At 41.9% G+C, this 19,441-nt stretch carries 13 protein-coding genes and 2 pseudogenes; 6 read left to right on the forward strand and 9 right to left on the reverse strand.

Going from position 1 to position 19,441, the window contains the following annotated elements:
* Positions 1-180 precede the first annotated feature (180 nt).
* Positions 181-819 (reverse strand): LysE family translocator, encoded by a 639-nt coding sequence (locus DZ860_RS21340; protein ID WP_120035057.1) that lies wholly within the window; start codon positions 817-819, stop codon positions 181-183.
* 191 nt (positions 820-1,010) lie between these two features.
* Entirely contained in the window at positions 1,011-3,758 is a 2,748-nt protein-coding gene (gene gyrA, locus DZ860_RS21345) for a DNA topoisomerase (ATP-hydrolyzing) subunit A (protein WP_120035059.1), read from the reverse strand.
* Between the two features lie 286 nt (positions 3,759-4,044).
* On the opposite strand from gyrA, the gene ubiG reads away from it, so the two are divergent.
* From ubiG to yfaE, 4 genes are all read left to right on the forward strand, one after another.
* On the forward strand, positions 4,045-4,752 hold the full coding sequence (gene ubiG / locus DZ860_RS21350; RefSeq protein ID WP_120035061.1) for a bifunctional 2-polyprenyl-6-hydroxyphenol methylase/3-demethylubiquinol 3-O-methyltransferase UbiG: 708 nt from the start codon (positions 4,045-4,047) through the stop codon (positions 4,750-4,752).
* Positions 4,753-5,239: 487 nt separating this feature from the next.
* Positions 5,240-7,522 (forward strand): class 1a ribonucleoside-diphosphate reductase subunit alpha, encoded by a 2,283-nt coding sequence (nrdA, locus tag DZ860_RS21355; protein WP_120035063.1) that lies wholly within the window; start codon positions 5,240-5,242, stop codon positions 7,520-7,522.
* A gap of 125 nt (positions 7,523-7,647) precedes the next feature.
* Entirely contained in the window at positions 7,648-8,781 is a 1,134-nt protein-coding gene (nrdB, locus tag DZ860_RS21360) for a class Ia ribonucleoside-diphosphate reductase subunit beta (RefSeq protein WP_120035065.1), read from the forward strand.
* Positions 8,781-9,059 (forward strand): class I ribonucleotide reductase maintenance protein YfaE, encoded by a 279-nt coding sequence (gene yfaE, locus DZ860_RS21365; RefSeq protein ID WP_120035067.1) that lies wholly within the window; start codon positions 8,781-8,783, stop codon positions 9,057-9,059. The genes nrdB and yfaE overlap by 1 nt, the downstream gene beginning before the upstream one ends.
* Before the next feature lie 36 nt (positions 9,060-9,095).
* On the opposite strand, the gene DZ860_RS21370 is transcribed toward yfaE, so the two are convergent.
* Together DZ860_RS21370 and DZ860_RS21375 are read right to left on the reverse strand one after the other, a co-directional pair.
* On the reverse strand, positions 9,096-9,350 hold the full coding sequence (locus tag DZ860_RS21370) for a 30S ribosomal protein S6 modification protein (RefSeq protein WP_120035069.1): 255 nt from the start codon (positions 9,348-9,350) through the stop codon (positions 9,096-9,098).
* Between the two features lie 273 nt (positions 9,351-9,623).
* Complete coding sequence (locus DZ860_RS21375; protein WP_120035071.1) at positions 9,624-10,865, reverse strand: CinA family nicotinamide mononucleotide deamidase-related protein; 1,242 nt, start codon at positions 10,863-10,865, stop codon at positions 9,624-9,626.
* A gap of 349 nt (positions 10,866-11,214) precedes the next feature.
* Between DZ860_RS21375 and DZ860_RS21380 the strand changes: the two genes are divergently transcribed.
* Positions 11,215-12,114 (forward strand): DUF3943 domain-containing protein, encoded by a 900-nt coding sequence (locus DZ860_RS21380; protein ID WP_120035073.1) that lies wholly within the window; start codon positions 11,215-11,217, stop codon positions 12,112-12,114.
* A gap of 251 nt (positions 12,115-12,365) precedes the next feature.
* Positions 12,366-12,878 (forward strand): glycine cleavage system transcriptional repressor, encoded by a 513-nt coding sequence (locus tag DZ860_RS21385; RefSeq protein ID WP_120035075.1) that lies wholly within the window; start codon positions 12,366-12,368, stop codon positions 12,876-12,878.
* A 123-nt stretch (positions 12,879-13,001) separates the two neighbouring features.
* On the opposite strand, the gene nspC is transcribed toward DZ860_RS21385, so the two are convergent.
* The 5 genes and pseudogenes from nspC to DZ860_RS21405 all read right to left on the reverse strand — a co-directional run.
* A complete protein-coding gene (nspC, locus tag DZ860_RS21390) occupies positions 13,002-14,135 on the reverse strand; it encodes a carboxynorspermidine decarboxylase (RefSeq protein WP_120035077.1) in 1,134 nt (377 codons plus the stop codon).
* A 73-nt stretch (positions 14,136-14,208) separates the two neighbouring features.
* Positions 14,209-15,453 (reverse strand): carboxynorspermidine synthase, encoded by a 1,245-nt coding sequence (locus DZ860_RS21395; protein ID WP_120035079.1) that lies wholly within the window; start codon positions 15,451-15,453, stop codon positions 14,209-14,211.
* Between the two features lie 2 nt (positions 15,454-15,455).
* Positions 15,456-15,650 (reverse strand): annotated as a pseudogene (locus DZ860_RS24985) (hypothetical protein); the annotation flags it as partial.
* Between the two features lie 81 nt (positions 15,651-15,731).
* Positions 15,732-16,973: pseudogene (locus DZ860_RS21400) on the reverse strand (pyridoxal phosphate-dependent decarboxylase family protein); the annotation flags it as partial.
* Between the two features lie 707 nt (positions 16,974-17,680).
* Positions 17,681-19,441, reverse strand: a 1,761-nt coding sequence (locus DZ860_RS21405; protein ID WP_207890664.1) for a cadherin repeat domain-containing protein, incomplete at its 5' end; no start/stop codon positions are given.

The raw sequence follows: 19,441 nt of genomic DNA on the forward strand, positions 1-19,441 counted from the left end.
CACGCAATATCACTAGAAAATAAATGTAAGACACTGAATTGACGCCATTTTCTTGACATAAGAAAAAAGATGCATACTAACTATTTATAGGAGTGTGAGCTTTCATCCCGCTTATTTGAGGATAGCTCACACTATGCCAATTCCAATACAACCCTAATGTATTAAGTCTACAAAACCACTCTATTGCGCTCTTGCTGAAGTCGAAAGCAACGCGCCCGCACTAATAAAAACACCACCAGTGATACGATTGAACATTTTGGCTCGACCTTTAGCAAACAACCAACTTGATGACCTTGCACCCAGTTTGGCGTAAACCAATAACCAACTTAATTCCATCACCATAAAAGTGCTAACAAACACAACATATTGTTCCAATAAAGAAGCGGTAGGGTCAATAAACTGAGGAAAGAGTGCGGTAAAAAAAAGAATCGCTTTAGGATTGCTTCCTCCGACAATAAAACCACTGATGAAGTGTTGAATAGGATTTACTGTATCCGTCGCCTTTCCACCTTTCAAATTGGGTTGATAGCTTTGTTCTTTCGAGGCAATAGCGCGAACCCCAAGATAGATCAAATAAGCAGCTCCCAGATATTTAATGATATTAAAAGTCAGTTCTGAAGAAGCGATAGCAACCCCAAGCCCGGTAAACGACAAAGTTAAAATAAGTGTAATTGCACAAAGACTACCAAGCGCCGTATAAAATCCGACTCTAAAACCAGAGACGACCCCTTTCGTCATACATAATAAAGAACTTGGTCCCGGCGATGCCGTTAAGACTAAAATGGCCAAAAAATAGAGTACCCATGTGTCAAAATTCATATTCTCATCCTTAAGCTAATTATCATTGATTTAGTAATGTTACTTCCATGTAACATTACCAATTGACCAGATTACGCACTAAATGTCCATAGTTAAGCAGATTTCATCGCTAATTCATCATTTTTTTGCATAAAAAAAGCCGAGTTTATCACTCGGCTTTTCATCAACGATTAACGATTCAAATTTAAGAATTACTCTTTAACTTCACCATCGTTATCTGCATCAGTATCAGTATCAGTATCAGTATCAGTATCAGCTTGTTGTACTGGCGCTTGCGCATCAACGATTTGCTCACCATCTACAACTTCAGCTTCTTCACCTTCCGGTAATTCCACTTCTTCAATTTCATCGATACGCTGTAGACCGACGACACTTTCGTCAGATGCAGTACGGATAAGAGTTACACCTTGAGTGTTTCGGCCTACTTGGCTAACTTCCGCAACGCGTGTACGAACTAACGTACCTGCGTCAGTGATCATCATCATTTCATCGCGAACTTCAACTTGAACAGCGCCAACAACTGGGCCATTACGTTCTGAAACTTTGATAGAAACAACACCTTGCGTAGCACGACCTTTGGTAGGGTATTCAGCAAGTTCGGTACGCTTACCGTAACCATTTTGTGTCACAGTCAGAATGTCGCCATCATTTGATGGAACAATCAACGACACAACTTGGTCACCAGCGGCAAGTTTCATACCACGGACACCTGAAGCGGTACGGCCCATTGGACGAACGCCTTTGAACTTAACTTCTGGCTTACCGTTCTCATCAAGAACTGGATTTCCATTTTCATCAAGAACTGGTGTCTCTTCCGCTTCTTTAAAGCGAACTACTTTACCAAACTTCGAAAACAGCATGATTTCGCTTTCGCCATCAGTAATGTCAACACCAATTAGAGAGTCGTCATCACGTAGGTTAACCGCAATCAAGCCGTTTGCACGAACATTTGAGAACTGGTTAAGCGGTGTCTTCTTAACTGTACCGTCACCCGTCGCCATAAAGATGAACTTTTCAGCGCTGAATTCAGAAACAGGAAGAATTGCTGTAATACGCTCACCATCTTCCAGAGGAAGAATGTTCACGATTGGCTTACCACGAGCAGTACGACTTGCTAATGGTAGCTGATAAACTTTCAGGCGGTATGTCTTACCACGAGTAGAGAAGCACAAGATGTTGTCATGAGTATTAGCAACAAGCAGACGCTCGATGTAATCTTCTTCTTTCATCTTAGTCGCACTCTTACCTTTACCACCACGACGCTGTGCTTCGTAATCGCTTAGGATCTGGTACTTAACGTAACCTGCGTGAGACAGTGTGACCACAACATCTTCACGAGCGATAAGCTCTTCCATGTCGATATCATGACTAGCTGCTGTGATTTCGGTACGACGAGCATCGCCATAGCTTTCACGAACCAACTCAAGCTCTTCACGAATCACTTCCATCAAGCGTTCTGTGCTTGCCAAAATGTGCAGTAACTCAGCGATCTCTTCTAGAAGTGCTTTGTATTCGTCTAGAATTTTCTCGTGCTCAAGGCCAGTTAAACGGTGTAGACGAAGCTCTAGAATCGCTTGTGCTTGTGTGTCAGTCAGGAAGTACTGACCGTCACGAATACCGAATTCTGGTTCTAGCCAATCTGGACGAGCAGCATCGTTGCCAGCACTTTCCAACATAGCTGCGACATTACCAAGATCCCAACCGCGAGCAACCAAGCCAGCTTTCGCTTCTGCTGGAGTTGCTGCATTACGGATCAATTCGATAATTTCATCGATATTTGCAAGAGCAAGTGCTAATGCTTCAAGAATATGTGCGCGTTCACGAGCTTTCTTCAATTCGAAGATAGTACGGCGAGTCACCACCTCACGGCGGTGATCCACAAAGCACTTCAGCATTTCTTTTAAGTTGAATAGCTTTGGCTGGCCATGGTCTAACGCAACCATGTTGATACCGAAAGTCGTTTGCAGTTGAGTTTGTGCATATAGGTTGTTTAGAACCACTTCGCCTACTGCATCACGCTTACATTCAATAACAATACGCATACCGTCTTTATCAGATTCGTCACGTAGTGCACTGATGCCTTCAACTTTCTTGTCTTTTACTAATTCAGCGATCTTTTCGATCAAACGCGCTTTGTTAACCTGGTACGGAATTTCAGTAACAACAATCGTTTCTCTGCCGTTTTTCTCAGTTTCAATATCCGCTTTCGAACGCATGTAAATTTTACCGCGTCCTGTTTTGTACGCGTCTACAATGCCTTTACGACCACTGATTAATGCTGCCGTCGGGAAGTCAGGACCAGGAATGTAATCCATCAGCTCATCAATAGTAATATCTTCGTTATTGATGTAAGCCAAACAGCCGTCAATCACTTCCGTCAAGTTGTGCGGAGGAATGTTGGTTGCCATACCTACTGCGATACCGGATGAACCGTTTACCAATAGGTTAGGAATTTTTGTCGGTAGAACCGCAGGAATTTGCTCAGTACCGTCATAGTTCGGTACGAAATCAACGGTCTCTTTCTCAAGATCAGTCAACAATTCACCGGCGATTTTTGACATACGCACTTCGGTGTAACGCATTGCCGCAGCAGAGTCGCCATCGACTGAACCAAAGTTACCTTGACCATCAACCAGCATATAGCGTAGTGAGAACGGCTGCGCCATACGAACAATAGATTCGTATACTGCACTATCACCATGTGGGTGATATTTACCGATTACATCGCCAACAACACGGGCAGATTTTTTGTATGGTTTATTCCAATCATTGCCTAGTACATTCATCGCGAATAAAACGCGGCGATGCACTGGTTTAAGGCCATCACGCACATCTGGAAGAGCACGACCAACGATTACTGACATCGCATAGTCTAGGTACGAACCTCGTAGCTCATCTTCAATGTTTACGGGCGTGATCTCTTTAGCTAGATCGCTCATAGAGCCATTATCCCTCTATTGTTTCGTATCTTCTAATACGCTTAAGGTGCAAAAATATAACACACAACACTATGCGGAGGCATCACTTTCCCTCTCCTTTTATCAGGTTGTGAGCTTTGTTGTGGATCAAGTGCCGACAATTTGCACACTCGTTATTTATCTTTCTGATTATTGGTTACATTTCCACCAATTAGACCCGCAATTATTGCAAACTAGGCAGTGACGTTTTTGCATGGTTATAATAACCTACCACTCTATGGACGCTGGCTAACTAAGAAGAGCAGTTATGAGCAAAGTACAAAACGTCGACCCGAATGAAATCAAGAAGTTTGAAGACATGGCATCGCGCTGGTGGGATTTAGAGGGAGAATTTAAACCCTTGCATCAAATTAACCCACTGCGTCTTAACTATATCCTTGATAACGCTGATGGTCTTTTTGGCAAAGTCGTATTGGATGTAGGCTGTGGTGGCGGCATATTATCAGAAAGTATAGCAAAAGAAGGCGCGACCGTAACTGGGCTAGATATGGGTAAAGAACCACTTGAAGTCGCTCGTCTACACGCGTTAGAAACGGGAACTAAGCTAACTTATATTCAAAGCACCATTGAGAATCATGCGCAAGAGAACCCAGGTCATTACGATGTCGTCACTTGTATGGAAATGTTAGAGCACGTTCCGGACCCCCTCTCAGTTATTCAAGCGTGTGCGAAATTAGTCAAGCCTGGCGGACATGTATTCTTTTCTACGTTGAATCGCAATATCAAGTCTTATCTGTTTGCAATCGTAGGTGCAGAGAAACTCCTCAAGATTGTCCCTGATGGTACCCACGACCATGATAAGTTCATCCGCCCATCAGAACTTATCAAAATGGTCGACCAGACGGAGTTAGTTGAATTAGGCATTACAGGATTACATTACAACCCGTTAACCGACAGCTATAAACTCGGAAACAATGTCGATGTAAATTACATTGTTCATACTCAACGATTTTGATTGTCGAAATTGAATGGTCAAAAATCACCTTAGTACCATTCTATTATTTCCAATGAAGGCGGTCGCATATATGCGCCGCTTTTTAACCATAGTTTGCGTAGTTTTCGCGCGATCGCTCTCAAAATAATCAAGCTATTATTCGTCTTCAACTTTAGTCAAAGATCAAGAAGTTTTTTTTTGATCGTGGTTAACAATAAAGCGATTCAAAAACTCCAATTATCTGCCGTCAAACCACACCTATTTCCATCAGTTAGTGACTACTTACGCTTTTTTTTTATTTTGCTAGTTATCCACAACTCATCCCAAATCTGTTCCTTGAAAATATCCTCAGATAGCACTATCTTGTAATCCGCAGAGCAAGCTACCCCTATATCTTGTGTTTGCACTACAATGTATGAATAGATTTCGATCACAAAGCCGAGACATTATTTACAAGAATTACACAAAAATACGGCTTTTATCAGTTTTTCTAGGGAAATAAAGCAGAATGAATCAACAACTCACCGTCACTAAACGTGATGGCCGTAAAGAGAACATTGATCTTGAAAAGATCCACCGCGTAATTGCTTGGGCAGCGGAAGACTTAGACAATGTATCAGTATCACAAGTAGAACTAAGAGCTCACATTCAGTTCTATGACGGCATTACTACATCGGATATTCATGAGACTATCATCAAATCCGCCGCTGATCTGATTTCAGAAGAAACGCCTGATTACCAATATTTGGCTGCGCGTCTTTCTGTTTTCCATCTGCGTAAAAAAGCGTACGGCCAATATGAGCCACCGACGCTATTTGATCACGTCTCTCGTTTAGTCGACTTAGGTAAGTACGACAAGCATATTCTAGAAGACTACTCAAAAGCAGAACTGGATGAACTTGATGCTTATCTTGATCATAAACGCGATTTAGATTTCTCTTACGCTGCAGTTAAACAGCTTGAGGGCAAGTACTTCGTTCAAAACCGTGTTTCTGGTGAGATCTACGAAAGTGCGCAGTTCCTATACATTCTTGTATCGGCATGTCTATTCGCGAATTATCCAAAAGAAACTCGTCTTGATTACATCAAACGTTTCTACGACGCGACGTCAACGTTCAAAATTTCTTTGCCTACACCGATTATGTCAGGTGTGCGTACCCCTACTCGTCAGTTCAGCTCATGCGTTCTGATTGAGTGTGGTGACAGCCTTGACTCAATTAATGCGACAGCAAGCTCTATCGTTCGTTACGTTTCTCAACGTGCCGGTATCGGTATCAATGCTGGTCGTATTCGTGCGCTAGGTTCTGAAATCCGTGGTGGTGAAGCATTCCACACGGGTTGTATTCCATTCTACAAATACTTCCAGACAGCCGTTAAATGCTGCTCTCAAGGCGGTGTTCGTGGTGGTGCTGCGACTGTATTTTACCCAATTTGGCACCGAGAAGCTCCATCACTGATTGTTTTGAAAAACAACCGTGGTGTTGAAGAGAACCGTGTTCGTCATATGGATTATGGTGTACAGCTGAACCGTCTGATGTATCAACGCTTGGTTGAAGGTGGCAACATTACTTTGTTCTCACCATCAGATGTACCACGTTTGTATGATGCATTCTTCGAAGACCAAGAAGAATTTGAACGTCTATACGTTAGCTATGAAAATGATCCTTCTATCAAGAAGGAAACAATGAAAGCTGTCGAAATGTTCTCGCTTCTTATGCAAGAACGCGCTTCAACAGGCCGCATTTATATTCAAAACGTAGACCACTGCAACACACACAGTCCGTTTGACTCACGTGTAGCACCTGTTCGTCAATCGAACCTATGTTTAGAGATTGCTTTGCCAACAAAACCTTTGGTTAACGTTGAAGATGAATCTGGTGAAATCGCCCTATGTACGCTTTCTGCGTTTAACCTAGGTGCTATTACTTCACTAGACGATTTACAAGAGCTATCCAATCTAGTGGTACGCGCACTAGACGCACTACTTGATTACCAAGACTACCCGCTACCAGCGGCGTATAAGTCAACCATGAATCGTCGTACTTTAGGTGTAGGCGTAATCAACTACGCATATTACCTTGCGAAAAATGGTGTGAAGTACTCAGACGGCAGCGCAAATGGCTTAACTCACCGTACTTTTGAAGCGATTCAGTACTACTTGCTGAAAGCGTCGGTTGCACTTGCAAAAGAACAAGGCAAATGCCCGTTGTTCCACGAAACCAACTATTCGAAAGGTTTACTCCCAATCGATACGTACAAAAGTGCGGTTGACCAAATTTGTGATGAACCATTGCATTACGACTGGGACGAGTTACGTAAAGAGATCATGGAACATGGTCTACGCAACTCAACGCTAACAGCGCTAATGCCATCAGAAACTTCATCTCAGATTTCGAATGCAACTAACGGTATTGAGCCACCACGTGGCTATGTATCGGTTAAAGCATCAAAAGACGGTATCTTGAAGCAAGTTGTTCCTGAGTTCACCTCATTAAAAGAGAACTATGAACTGTTGTGGGACATCGGTAATAACGATGGTTATCTACATTTAGTTGGGATCATGCAAAAGTTTGTTGACCAAGCAATTTCTGCAAATACAAACTATGACCCATCACGTTTTGAAACTGGCAAAGTGCCGATGACAAGACTGATTCAAGACCTATTAACCGCTTACAAATATGGTGTAAAAACGCTTTACTACCATAACACCCGTGATGGCGCTAAAGACGATCAGAAAGACGCAGTACAACCTGCAGATGAAGATTGTGAAGGCGGCGGTTGTAAGATTTAACGTACTTTGACAAGCCCTATTCCTCTTGGGGAAAAATGGCAGTTTGAGCTTAAAGCTAGCGTTTCAAAGTATAAACAGAACTATCGCCCCTTGAGTATCAAGGGGCTTAAAAGGAATTGAGCATCATGGCTTACAGTACTTTTAACCAGAACAAAAACGACCAACTAAAAGAACCAATGTTCTTAGGTCAATCGGTCAACGTTGCACGATACGATCAACAAAAATTTGAGATCTTCGAGAAGTTAATTGAAAAGCAACTCTCTTTCTTCTGGCGTCCAGAAGAAGTAGACGTTTCAAGCGACCGCATTGATTACAACAAGTTACCTGATCATGAAAAACACATTTTCATCTCAAACTTGAAGTACCAAACACTACTTGATTCCATTCAAGGCCGCAGCCCTAACGTTGCATTATTGCCTTTAGTTTCACTTCCTGAAGTTGAAACATGGATCGAAACATGGTCATTCTCTGAAACAATCCACTCTCGTTCATACACGCATATTATCCGTAATATCGTTAATGATCCGGGTATTGTGTTTGATGACATCGTAGAGAACGAGCACATTCTAAAGCGTGCTGAAGATATTTCTCACTATTACGATACTCTGATCCAACTGACTAATGATTACCATCGTTATGGCGAGGGTACACACGAGATCAATGGTGAGAGTGTCACGGTTTCTCTGCATGCGCTGAAAAAGCAACTCTACTTATGCTTAATGTCAGTAAACGCACTAGAAGCGATTCGTTTTTACGTGAGTTTTGCCTGTTCGTTTGCGTTCGCAGAACGTGAACTGATGGAAGGTAATGCAAAAATCATCAAGCTAATCGCACGTGATGAAGCTCTTCATTTAACCGGCACTCAGCACATGATCAACTTGCTACGTAACGGCCAAGATGATTTTTCATTCATGCAAATTGCTGAAGAATGTAAGCAAGAGTGTTTCGATTTATTTAAAGCAGCAGCAGAGCAAGAAAAAGAATGGGCAGAATACCTATTTAAAGATGGCTCTATGATTGGTTTAAACAAAGATATTCTTTGTCAATACGTGGAATACATTACTAACGTTCGCATGCAAGCAGTCGGTTTAGGTATCGCTTATCCGGGCGCTACATCAAACCCGATCCCTTGGATCAATGCGTGGCTATCTTCAGATAACGTACAAGTTGCACCACAAGAAGCAGAAATTTCATCTTACCTTGTTGGTCAAATTGAAAGTGATGTTCGTGCTGATGACTTTAAGGACTTTGAACTGTAATGCCATCAATCAAAATCAACGGAGTCACTAACCTCCAATCAAACCCTTCAAATACTTTGTTGGAAACGATGGAGCGTGCTGGGCTTGCACCTGAATATAATTGTCGTGATGGGCATTGCGGTGCTTGTCGTTGTACCCTAGTTTCAGGTGAGGTTGAATACGTTGGTTTTGCTATGGCTTACACTCAAGGACGCGAAGTACTGCCTTGTATTTGCAGAGCAAAGAGCGATATTGAACTTGAAGACGTAGTTTACAAGTTGAAAGAAAAACGCGCTTAATCGACATAGAAAATGAATCGACTAAAAAAAGACCAGCTAAACGCTGGTCTTTTTTATCTCTAAAAGAAATGAATCAACCGTCGATGTTGAGACGGATTTGTCACCAATTTCTCGCCCATCATCATCAAACAATGATAATCGATATCCCATATGTGCTATGGCACTCCTCTCATGAGGTAATGTACGCCAAAGGGATAACACATTGAGTCGTTCACTACTTAGTGCTTCACCCAATATCACCTTTTGACTCGCGATTTGATACCAGACTTGAATGCGAGATTGATGAACCATGCAATGCCCTCCCTGCGCAAAACATCGAAACAACTCTCAGTTTAGGATCCTTATTGAAAAATAGTCGCTGAGAAAAGCGACTATTTTAATCACAACCTATAAATCTAAAATAAATCAGCTAGTTAACCCTTATGATATTTGGTTATAGTTACAACCAAAAATGAATCAAATTTTCAAAAACTACTGCGCTTAACATAGCGCTCCTGAGTACCCAAATCGACAACAACAAAATAAAATGCTATCGGCTAGTTTGCTTGCCAAATTGAATCGCACCTAATTGGCTAATAAGTTATGAGGCACGTACATTTCTTTTTCTCTGTTGAGCGAGCTATAGCTAACAAACATCGTTTTTCCGGATAAGTAGCGACGCAACATATCAACGCTTACCGTTGTAATGAGTGTCGCTTGATCATCGGCGCTGAACTGTCGATTAAATGACAACATCTGCCCCCACTCCCCCTCTGGAGTAGCAATAGCAACAGAGAAAGAACGATCCGTCACTTTTCCGGTCGCAAGCGCTATATCGGTAGCGCACTTATCTCGTGTAGCTCCAACTAAAGCCAATACCGCAGCCAGCGAATCACTGCCGGCATAGCCCACATCAACCTGATGTCCTAATACCCAGCCATGACCACAATAGTTCGAAGCCTCAGGACTAGAATGAAGCCAAGTTGATAATCGGCCTAATGTAGATTGTTCTGCAACTGAAATGGATTGCTTTCGCTCATTAATTAGGTGTCCAACATGATGCTGCATCGGTTGATCAATAGAGACAACATGCGTATCAATTAAACGCGTGATCATCTGCATCAGTTTAATTCGCACATCCAGATCACCTTTAGGCCCAAAAAGCTTCACTTCGATATAAGGCAAATAAGAGCGATAGCCAAGCATATAACCATCCGGTAATACCATCTTATCTAGCTTATCTGCCAAGCCAGACTCTGACGTTCCGAACGTATACCAACGGCTACACTCCTGACCAAGAACATCAGGGTAATTTACTCTCATGTCTGGCAATATTTGCTCATCAACCATGCGTTTGAATTCACTTGGAACGCCTGGGGTGAAATAGAACGTACAGCCGTTGATCTCCATTTTAAAACCACAGGCTGTACCTATTGGGTTATCTATAATGGTCGCATTTTGCGGTAGCATAGCCTGTTTATGGTTGCTTTCTGGCATTGTCATACCACGCGCCGCAAAAAATGCGGTCAGCTTTTCCAACCATTCAGGGAATAAAACCAGAGGAACTTCAGCAGCCTCTGCGGCGGCTTCTGCGCTTAGATCATCGGACGTTGGGCCTAAGCCACCATTCACGACGACAATATTGGTGTTAAAGCTCAGCATCAATAGTTCTTCAATCAATGCTGATTGCGCATCCCCAACAGTCGAGCGTTTTGTTAGAGAAAACCCCTGTTCAAAAAAGCGTTTCGACAGCCAAGCAGCGTTGGTATCTAAAATATCACCGTGCAGCACTTCTTCCCCAGTACTTAGCATCGCGATTTTTAACATAAGACTTCCTTTATAAGTTCACACTTTTTGGCGAAACATTGATGAGACAATTATGCACGAGTAACCTAAAGTTATATACCTAAGTGGCTTAAAGATACGGGGATCATTGACCGACACCAAAGAACAAGTTGATTAGATTCGCAGCAACATGACTGGGCATTAATTTAGAATGACTAAACTGTCATATCTAACCATTCTTATGGTCCCAAGAATTTCGAGTGCACTTGACTATAATATGCTGAGAATTCAAATTATTTTTATGGCCCTACCAAGTTTTTAGTTTCAAAGTAGTACGCTTTATTAGATAATTGTGAAATTGATCTTAAAAAATATAACTGTGGAGTCATCCGTGTATAAAAAGAGCATCGCTACGTTGGTGTTACTGTTTTCGGCTTGCGCAAACGCTAATAATTACAACGTCAACCAACACATTGAGTTCTCTTATACGGTAGACTCAGGGCCAGACTCTGACCTTTATATCAATACCTATTCTTATTCTCAACCTAAGTCGAACTTTTCCTTGGCTTTAGATGAGAATGAATTAACTCTTGATGAAGCGCCCCTACCAAAATACTTAACTGTACAATCAGAAGAAGACTGGGACTACCTAAAAGAGCAGACCTATACTGTTCTTGGTTTAAGTGTCGCAACTGTCGGTTTGATGACTCTACTTCCTGAATCAATCACGAAATGGGATGGTGAATCTCGTAACATAAGTGGTTTAGGTAAGAAATGGAAAGACAATGTCAGCGCAGGTCCGGTTTGGGATCGCGACGAACACTACCTAAATTATGTGATGCACCCATATTTTGGTGGTGTTTACTATACTGCTGCACGTCACGCTGGCTTCAATGAATTCGACTCATTTTTATACTCTGCTTTTCTCTCTACTTTTTTCTGGGAATATGGTGTTGAGTCGTTTGCAGAAGTCCCATCTTGGCAAGACCTGTTCATTACGCCGTTCTTTGGTGCCATTGTCGGTGAAATGATGTTTGAAGCTGAACAAGATATTGTTGCGACTGGCGGCGAAGTCTGGGGATCTCGCAGTATGGGTGATGTGACGCTGTTCTTCTTAAACCCTGTTGGTCATATCCATGGTTGGGTTACGAATGCTTGGGGTGGCTCTGCTGATTTCCAATTTAGCAGTAAGCCATGGTTTGGCAATCAAGATGCCGCTAAATTTGCACTAGATGCTGGCGCCGCCTATGACTCGCAATTTGTTGGTATGGAAATGAAAATCACTTTCTAACCTTATCTAACTACGCAACATAAACTCAAAAACGGCACTAGTGCCGTTTTTTTGTGTCCAGCGTTTGATTCTCACAACTGCAAACTCAGATTAGGTGAAAAAATTGACCTAAATCAAGCATATTCCCCTATAGGCTTCTACACTGAAACTATAAATTGAGTATTTAAATTTAATCAATTTATGTTGATTCAAGGATGAATCCACGAAAAATTAAGCAACATTTTTCCTATAGCTGCATTCAGGAGGCCTATATGAACCGTACTTTTATTGTCAACTTCGTCGGAAAAGCAACCCCTGCTACCATCAAGCATCTCGCGGCTACGACTCATGAAAATGATGGTAAGTGGCTTATCAGTAAAGTGAATTTCATTGAAGACCAAGTTGCCGCTGTAATTAAAGTCGAATTACCGAAACAGAATGAAGCCGCCGTGAAAGCTGAATTCAGCAGTCAACCTGACTTAATCGTACAATTTGCCGATGCGGGTCAAAGTCGACATGGTGAAGAGACAATCTATCAGCTACGTCTCGATGCTAGTGATCGTTCCGGTATCGTTAACGAAATCACGCAAGTATTGGATGGCCAAAACATTCAAATTCTCGATATGGATTGCCAACGTGTTTTCATCGCTGGTGGTGGCGGCATCAGTTCCAGTTTATTTACAGCAAACATCGCTCTAAGACTACCGAAAGACTTGCTCATTAAAGATATTGCGAAAGAGCTCGAATCTCTCGGTGAAGATACTCGAGTCATCGTCGAGTCCTAATCTTCTCTTATTAAATATCCACTGACCGTTTAGCACAAAAGAGCAGCCTCTCGCTGCTCTTTTGTGCTATTAAATATCAGCTATACCATTTTTCCTACATTCAACACTAGGCGACTCAAATAATTAGGTCACTTTCCATTGTGAAAGTGACCGTTTGAAATCTTCATAAGTGAATTCATTCAATTTCTGGATTTGACCATTTGAACGTTCGCAATAGACTGAGGGCATTCTTAAACCATTAAACCAATTCAGTTTCACCATGGTGTATCCTGCACTATCTTGGATGCGCAATTGCTGCCCTATCTCCAAAGGCTTATCAAAATTTGTTACGCAAAATTGATCACCCGCCAAACAGGAGCAAGAGCCGATAATATATCGATATTCACCACTATCGCTTGCTTCAAAAATCGTCGCCGGCTCATTGTAGATTAAGGTATCTAATCTATGGGCTTCTGTCGCTGAATCTACAATGGCTGTTTTCATACCATTTTCAACAATATCAACCACAGTAACGACTAAATCCGTCGTCTGAGTAATGATCGCTTCACCAGGTTCAAGATAGAGCTGTACCCGATATTTTTCAGAAAATGCTTTTAATGCTAATGCCAATTTTTGAATATCATACTCCGGCCATGTAAAAAACACGCCACCGCCTAAACTCACCCAATCCAATTTATTTAAGTGCTCTGAATAACGCTCCGATATCGATTCAAGCAAATGAATAAAAGCGTCTACGTCTTTATTTTCACAATTGATATGAAACATCACGCCATCTATCGTATCGAAAACGCTCTGGTCAATCTGATTTTCCTGCACGCCCAAACGAGAAAACTGTCGAGCGGGGTTTGCTAGATCTTGCCCCGCATAGCCTACCCCCGGATTGAGCCGTAAGCCAATCGATGCTTTTTCTTCGACAATATGCCGATAAGCGGCTAATTGACTTTGAGAGTTAAAAATCATTTTGTCACAAATATTAGCGACTTCACGAACATCATCCTCACTATAGCCAACGCTATAAGCATGCGTTTCTCCACCGAACGTTTCATAACCCAGCTTAACTTCAAACGGTCCCGAGCTTGTCGTGCCATCCAAATAGGGGCTAATAATGTCAAATACGCCCCAAGTCGAAAAACACTTGAGCGCCAGCACCAGTTTTATTCCTGACATCTCTTTAAGCTGTTTTGCCTTTTCCAAGTTCTCAATCAACTTATCTTCGTTGATCATAAAATATGGCGTCTTCATCTGATCTTTTTGCATGCTCTCATTCCTCACTTTCACAAAGCTGAAATACTGCCTTTTAGCTTTGTGACTGTTGTGTTTTAGAATTTCACTATTTTAAAAGATGAATCACTGGCTGTTTTGGCTCTAATTCTTGCACTCGCCAATCAAGACCAATTAGAGGCATGGTTTCTAAGAAAGGATCTGGATCAAGCTGCTCCATATTAAATACACCATGAGCTGCCCATTCGCCTCGGAAAAACTGTAGAGCAGCAGTTATGGCAGGTACACCTGTTGTATAAGAAATTGCTTGGTGCTCAACATCTTCGTAAGCCACTTCGTGATCGGCATTGTTATAGATAAATACTGAGCGAGGCTTACCATCTTTACGGCCTTGAACCCAAGTACCGATGCAAGTTAAACCGGTATAACCGGGAGCCAATGAAGTTGGATCAGGTAAGAGTGCTTTTAATACATGTAGAGGTTGGACAACTGTTCCATCATGTAAAGTGAGTGGTTCAGGGCTTAGTAGTCCAATATCACGCATGCAATTAAAGTAATTCAAATATTGGTCACCAAAGCCCATCCAAAACTCAATTCGTTTTGCAGGGATATACTCTTGCATCGATCGTACTTCATCATGTGCCATGGAGTAGACTTTGTGGGTTCCACAATTAGGAAAATCAAATTCAAGCATTCTTGAATGACAAGGGACTTGCTGCCATTGTTCACTTTCCCAATAAAAGGAATCACCTTGGATTTCCAACATATTAGTTTCTGGATCAAAGTTAGTCGCAAATTTCTTCCCGTGATCGCCCGCATTCACATCCATAACGTCGATGGTATCAATCTCATCAAATAGATGTTTTACCGCGTAGGCAGCAAAGACAGATACCACGCCTGGATCAAAACCTGCGCCTAAAATTCCTGTAATCCCTGCTTGTTCGAATTTTTCACGATACGCCCACTGCCAATCATACGCTTGTGGAACTTGTTGTCCCTTTGAACACAAATCAACCGCTACTGACGTATCTAAATAAGAGACTTTGGCTTGATAGCATGCTTCCATAATTGTCATGTTCACCCATGGAGGGCCTGCATTGATAACAAGATCAGGTTGAACATCATCAATCAATCGAATTAGTGCATCTACATCATCAGCATTCACTGCTCGTGCAGTGAGTTTTTTACCCCTATCTTTGAGGTTGGTCTTTTTATGAATCGATTCAATGATCGCCTCACACTTACTCAGGGTACGAGATGCGATAGTGATATCGCCTAAGACATCATTATTCTGCGCTGCTTTATGTGCAACAACCCAACCAACGCCGCCAGCACCAATCTGTAAAATTGCCATAGTTATCCATCACCTTTATTCGTTAGCTCAACCGCTAGCTGATCAATTTTAGAAAGTAGTGATTCAAAATCTGCCAGTTCAAGACAAGGATTTAAAATCGTAAATTTAAGTGCGGTTTGGTCACCAACTTTCGTTTCGCCAAGGACTGCAATACCTCGAGTTAACGCTTCAAGGCGCACTGCTTTATTCAAACCATCGTCGTTTATCTGATTACGATTTAAGCTGCCACTATCCAAATACAAGTGACTTAAATCATTACGGTACAATTCCCGACGCTTTACTCGAAATAGTATTGTCGATAATGCCGGCTCCGCTAACAGTTCAAATCCTGGATGCTCTCGCACTAAATCTGCGACTTGTAACGTTTGTTCAAGTAGGTGATCGTACATTTCACCGAGAGCATCAGGCCCAACGTTTTGCATCGTCATAAAGACTTTCAGCGCATCAAAACGTCGAGTGGTCGCCATGGATTTATCGACTAAGTTAGGCAACTCATCATGTTCTCTATTTAAATAATCAGCATGATGAAGTAAGTATTTAAAATGGGATTTTTGTTTCAGAAGTAACGAACCACAACTAATGGTTTGATAAAACAATTTGTGGAAATCAACACTGATAGAATCTGCTCGTTCAATCCCCTTGAGACGGTCTTTATGGCGACTCAAGATCAGTGCCCCTCCATATGCGCCATCGACATGCATCCACAAAGTCTGTTGCTGGGCAATATCAGCAATTGCATCAAGATCATCAATCGCTCCGTGATCTGTCGTACCAGCGGTTCCCACAATGGCAAAAGGAATCAATCCTTGTGCTTTTAACTGCTTAATTGTGCTATCCAGTTTTGAGACGTCTAATGTACCGTTCGGGTGCGTATCAACTGTCAATACCGCCCGTTCCCCAAGCCCCATCCATGCAGCCGATTTTTGCACAGTAAAGTGGGATTTTTGTGAGCAAATGATGCGAAGCTTATTGGCGTAATCAGGTAAACCTTGCTCTCGAATTGAGTGATTACTAATACGTTCTGCTATCCAATCACGAGCCAACATCAAGCCCATTTGATTACTTTGAGTCCCACCACTGGTGAACACGCCATCTGCGTATTGTCCTAACTCAAATTTGTCACAAAGCCAATCCACAACTTTCTGTTCAACATAAGTTGCGGATGACGCTTGATCCCAAGAATCCATCGATTGATTAAGTGCAGCAATCATCGCTTCCGCAATCACAGAAGAGAGCAATGGTGGCGTGTGTAAGTGCGCGATGCAATGAGGATGCTGAGTGAATATGGCATGCTTCGCCACTAAATCAGCAGTTTGATCAATAACCGACGATAATGGTTGATTACCTTTATCCATATCAATCGCGTTGATCGCCTCTTCCAGTACTTGAGGAGCAAGTCCAGAGTAAGGCGTTTTCACTTGCGAAAATAGATCGGCCATCACGTGCGTTGTGTAATTCATCATCGACGAAAACTCTTCTCCACTCTGTTGCCCAGTGTGGATAAAGTGCTCTTTCCATTTATTCGCAGTACGCTGCTTATTTATAGAACTTAATTTATTTATAGGACTTAGTCTGTTTCCAGTTGCGATAAGGCTATCGACGTCAAAAGCAGTACTCATACCATAATCCCTTGAATAGTAATCATGCCTCTCTATCCAAACTCTTATAAAGGGATGGCTTATTTGGAGGCGTAGTTTATTGACTGCGATGTTAATACCAAAATTCATTTCTAATGAAATGGCTAACTAACAAACACAGGAAAACCGTCATAAAAACATGACGTTATGAAATTACAGGGAGATCACGGTTCTGTAATACAGCTGATTTGTACTACGGGGCACTTCGGTCGAATGAAGTGGATAAATGTGTGTTTTTTATGTGGTTTCAATGTTGGGTTTCCCTTTTACATACTGCGGTTACGCAGCATAAGTATCCCGTCTATTGGCTCAAGCCTGGCCAATACCTACCCTACGTAATAACACTGTTAACTTGAGTTATTATTACGCGTATCCCCCAGAAAATAGGTAATACCTTTACCCCTCCGAGATTGCGCAAAAAAATACCACACCAAGAAACCTTTTTGCAATAATTTTCACCCATAGATGTAACCTTTAATGATGTATGTATGAATAACTATCGAGATTCGATTCCTCAAATAGAAAGAGCAGGTTTATTCACCTGCTCTTTTTAATTAACTTAATTTTGAGTTTTCTAACCAAACGCTACACTAAGCTGCATCGTTTTTAATCAAGTGAGTTAGCACCTCTATTGAGTCAAACGAATTATCAGGAGCAATATAGTCATCTAAAATTGTGGCTCCATCTTGAATAACGATGGTTTGTATTCCATCAGAAAATGGGATTGTTAATTCTATATTTTGATCAACAATATCAACCCCAATTTTTGCCAATAGTTCCGCCATATCAGCACTTTCTGTATCATCAAGCACGAGGTCAAGATCGATGATGTCCTCTTCCAATTCAAAATCAAGAATCACATCAACACCGCTATCCAATGAATTATCTAACCACTGGAACACATTTTCTTGCTCATCCCCCACCAATAACTGATTACCTAAATCGGCATACAATTCATCGCCATTGGCAGCAGCCAAGACCTCATAAATTGGTGAGTCTGAGGTATCAATCACGACCGTCGCTTCATTGCTTACCGCATGATCCGAATCAACGGCAAGATAATCAAAAGTCACTTCATCAACAGGAGACTGTTCTCCAGACAAATAACGCAATTCCCAACTACCACCATTGGATCGCATTTCCATCCCAACGATCGGATTTTCTGGTGAAGAATAACTAAAGTCATACAACAATTGCGAATTACCGGTATCTCCTACATCCTTTTGATATTTTTCAATATGTTGAGACCCATCGGCAAGCAAATAAGTTACTTCAACATAAATACCACAATTTGCCACAAATAGACCACCCAAACCATCAAGTCCAAAATTAACCGTACCTAATGGGTTATTGCTCAAGTCGATAACGATGGTCTCATTTTTGTTCATACCATAACCATCCGTATCACCTAATCCATAGCCTACGTGACTGCGTTGATTAAAGTACTGCTTAAAAGCCTTACCATTGTTATCGGTCAAACTTAGACCGATAGTATTTCCATTATCTAATGTCACTAGACGCTCGGTGTCAGACACATAGACACCCCAGTTATAAAAGCAATCATCATCAGGAACAATATCATCGGGATCACCACTATAACCAATTTCAAAAGGTGCTCCGCCCCCTGGGACATAAACTAAACTATTAGGATTTAGCAATAGAGAGGGGTCGACCGCACTTCCAGAAATATGCAGATCCGCTTCGGTCAAAATTCGAGTTTCACCATTATCATCGGTATAAAGTAACTGCCCCTCACTCGGCAGTGAGGTGATCATGATACTCAGTGGAACATCATCAAAATCGTCATCTTCATCAGAAATCCGGTCAAGCAAGTCATCTGCAGAATCAAAAATAATCGGAATGATTGTCTGATTCATACCATTTATGTTGAAATCCTTCGCAACTGGGGCTTCGTTAACATTGTGCTCACTAAGTAGCACATTAACCGGGGTCTCTTTTACTCCATCAGATGCGACCACTGTGATGTAGTGATTGTTGCTAAACAACTCATAATCATTGGTAAACGCTTCTACGCCAGCATCGGTTAAACTGATTTGACCGTTATTGTTCACCTCAAACAAGCCATTGAGCGGATCATTCGCCGCGTAATCAATACTGTAAGTGACATTGCCCCCCTCAGGGTCTAACGCACTCACCGTACCAATGACATACTCTTCAGCGGAGTTTTCGTCATAGTGGAAACAGTACTCTTCTTCACCATCAGGCAACTCAAACACAGGTGCTTCGTTAACATCACGCTCAATCAATAACACGTTGATTGGGGTTTCATTAACCCCGTCGGACGCGACCACGGTGATATAGTGATTGTTGCTAAACAACTCATAATCATT

The organism is Vibrio sinensis, assembly GCF_003605645.1.
GTDB lineage: Bacteria > Pseudomonadota > Gammaproteobacteria > Enterobacterales > Vibrionaceae > Vibrio > Vibrio sinensis.